This is a genomic window from Saccharomonospora iraqiensis subsp. paurometabolica YIM 90007, assembly GCF_000231035.2.
Classification (GTDB): domain Bacteria; phylum Actinomycetota; class Actinomycetes; order Mycobacteriales; family Pseudonocardiaceae; genus Saccharomonospora; species Saccharomonospora paurometabolica.
On sequence record NZ_KI912222.1, the window covers coordinates 1,587 to 4,887 of the forward strand.

Genomic DNA, 3,301 nt, shown 5'->3' on the forward strand with positions numbered 1-3,301 from the left:
CGAGCGCGCCGGGCGGAGACCTGAGGCCGACGGGAGGCACACCCGACCCGCGGGCCTGTCCCGGTCTCCGCCGTCCCCCGCCCACGACCCGCGCACGGCGCCCCGGCGCCCGCGCCTCACGTCAAGGAAAGCCAGTGGAAACTCACGAGATCAACAAGCGATTCCTGGACTTCTTCGCCAAGCACGGGCACACCCGGGTGCCCAGTGCCTCGCTGATCCTCGACGACCCCACCCTGCTGTTCGTCAACGCGGGGATGGTGCAGTTCAAGCCGTACTTCCTCGGCGAGGTCCCGCCGCCCTACCCGCGCGCCGCGAGCGTGCAGAAGTGCGTGCGCACCGGCGACATCGACGAGGTGGGCAAGACCACCCGGCACAACACGTTCTTCCAGATGGCGGGCAACTTCTCCTTCGGGGACTACTTCAAGGAGACCGCCATCGCCCGGGCCTGGGAGCTGATCACGACCTCGCAGGACGAGGGCGGGTTCGGGTTCGAGCCGGACCGGTTGTGGGCCACGGTGTACGAGCACGACGCGGAGGCCGCCGCGCTGTGGCGGGAGGTCGCGGGACTGCCGTCCGAGCGCATCCAGTACCGCAGCGCCGACGACAACTACTGGGACATGGGGGTTCCCGGGCCCGGCGGGCCGTGCTCGGAGATCTATTACGACCGTGGCCCGGAGTTCGGCCGCGACGGTGGTCCCGTGGTGGACGAGGACCGCTTCCTGGAGATCTGGAACCTGGTGTTCATGCAGGACATCCGGGGCGAGGGCAGCCCGAAGAAGGGGCACCCCGTGCTCGGGGAACTGCCGCAGAAGAACATCGACACCGGGATGGGCATCGAGCGGGTGGCCTACCTGCTCCAGGGCGTGTCGAACGTCTACGAGACCGACCTGGTGCGCCCGGTGATCGCCACGGCCGAGGAGTTCTCCGGTCGCCGCTACGGTGACCACCACCCCGACGACGTCCGGTTCCGGGTGATCGCCGACCACGCCCGCTCCGGCGTGATGCTGATCTCGGACGGGGTCACCCCCGGTAACGAGACCCGCGGGTACGTCCTGCGCAGGCTGCTGCGGCGGATCGTGCGCTCGGTGCGGCTGCTGGGCGTGCACGAACCGGTGCTGCCCGAGTTCGCCGCGGTCGTGCGCGACGCGATGGCGCCCTCGTACCCCGAACTCACCCGGGACTTCGACCGGATCAGCGACGTCATGCGGACCGAGGAGGAGAGCTTCCTCGCCACGCTCACCAGCGGGTCCCGCATCTTCGACATGGCCGCGGAGCAGACCCGCCGCTCCGGCGGCACGATGCTGGCCGGGGACAAGGCGTTCCAGCTGCACGACACCTACGGGTTCCCGATCGACCTCACCCTGGAGATGGCGTCCGAGCAGGGACTGTCGGTGGACGAGGCGGGTTTCCGCACCCTCATGGAGGAGCAGCGGCAGCGTGCCAAGGCCGACGCCGCGGCGCGCAAGAGCGGCCACGGCGACCTGTCGGCCTACCGGAGGCTGCTCGAACAACACGGGGAGACCCAGTTCCTCGGCTACACCGACCTGCAGGCCACCTCCCGGGTGCTGGCGCTGATGGTCGACGGGGTACCGGCCACGGTGGCGGGGGAGGGCAGCACTGCCGAACTCGTCCTCGACCGCACCCCGTTCTACGCCGAGGGTGGTGGGCAGATCGCCGACACCGGCGTGCTGCTGGGCCACGGGGTCGAACTGACGGTGCGCGACGTGCAGAAGCTGGTGCCGGGCCTGTACGTCCACCGGGTCGAGGTCACCGGCGGCGAGGTGGCGGTGGACACCGAGCTGACCGCCTCCGTGGACGGGACACGCCGCGCCGCGATCGCCCGCTCGCACTCGGCCACCCACCTGGTGCACGCCGCGGTGCGCGGGGCCTACGGCAACCGGGCCGCCCAGGCCGGGTCGCTGAACTCGCCCGGGCGGATGCGGTTCGACTTCACCACCTCCGGCTCCGTGTCGTCGGACGTGCTCACCGAGGTGGAGGAGGAGGTCAACGACTACCTCCAGACCGACGTCGAGGTGCAGGCCTACACCACGACCAAGGACGAGGCCCTCGAACAGGGGGCGATCGCCCTGTTCGGCGAGAAGTACGGCGACCGGGTCCGCGTGGTCGACATGGGGGACTACTCCCGCGAGCTGTGCGGGGGGACCCACGTCGGGCGGATCGGTCAGCTGGGGCTGGTCAAACTGGTCACCGACTCCTCGATCGGCTCCGGGGTGCACCGGGTCGAGGCGCTGGTCGGCACGGACGCGCTGCGGCACGTCCGCAAGGAGCAGCTGCTGGTCTCCGAACTGGCGGGCACGTTGAAGGTGCCGACGGAGTCGCTGCCGCACCGCATCGAGGACGTGCTCACCCGCCTGCGTGACGCCGAGAAGGAGATCGAGCGCCTGAAGATGCGCGAGGTGCTCGGCTCGGCGGACACGCTCGCCGAGCGGGCCCAGGACGTCGCGGGCACGGCACTGGTGGCCCAGAAGCTGGACGAGGGCGTCGACGGGGGCGCGCTGCGCAAGCTGGCGGGCGAGGTCCGCAACCGGCTCGGGTCCCGGCCCGGGGTGGTCGCCCTGTTCGCCCCCTCCGGGGAGAAGGTGAGCTTCGTGGTGGCCACCACGGCGGCGGCCCGGGAGGAGGGGCTGTCCGCGGGTGATCTGGTGCCGTCCTTCGCCGAGGCCGTCGGCGGCCGGGGCGGGGGCAAGCCGGACATGGCCCAGGGCGGGGGGACCCGGCCGGACGGGATCGACCGGGCCCTCGGTGCGCTGCGGGACGCGGTGGGTCAGCGCCGGTGAGCGACGTACGCCCCGACCGGCCCGGGGAGAACGATCCCGGGCCCGGCCGGCGGCTGGCCGTGGACGTCGGCTCGGTACGGGTCGGCGTGGCGCTGTCCGATCCGGCCGGGATTCTCGCCACCCCCCTGGTTACCCTGACGCGTGATGCGGAGACGGACACCGATCTTGACGAGCTGGCCCGGCTGGTCGCCGAGAACGAGGTGGTCGAGGTGATCGTGGGACTGCCGAGGACGTTGGCGGACCGGCACGGCAGCGCCGCGGCGATCGCGACGGAGTACGCGCGGCTGCTGTCCGGTCGGCTCGACCCGGTCGGGGTCCGGATGGCCGACGAGCGGCTCAGCACGGTCACGGCGAGCCGCATGTTGTCCCAGCGGGGCGTCAAGGGTCGCAAGCAGCGCCGGGTCGTGGACCAGGCCGCGGCCGTGGAGATCCTGCAGGGGTGGTTGGACGCGCGGGCCGCGGCGGCACCGCGGGGCGAGGGCCCCGCGTGAGCGCGCCGCACG

The 3,301-nt window shown here is 72.0% G+C and carries 2 protein-coding genes; both read left to right on the forward strand.

Annotated features, from left to right (window positions below; all coding sequences use genetic code 11):
- The first annotated feature begins 134 nt into the window (after positions 1-134).
- The gene (gene alaS / locus SACPADRAFT_RS0208515) at positions 135-2,798 is read left to right on the forward strand and encodes an alanine--tRNA ligase (protein WP_007027018.1); all 2,664 of its coding nucleotides are present in this window, start codon (positions 135-137) and stop codon (positions 2,796-2,798) included.
- Positions 2,795-3,289 (forward strand): Holliday junction resolvase RuvX, encoded by a 495-nt coding sequence (gene ruvX, locus SACPADRAFT_RS0208520; protein WP_007027019.1) that lies wholly within the window; start codon positions 2,795-2,797, stop codon positions 3,287-3,289. The genes alaS and ruvX overlap by 4 nt, the downstream gene beginning before the upstream one ends.
- Positions 3,290-3,301 lie beyond the last annotated feature (12 nt).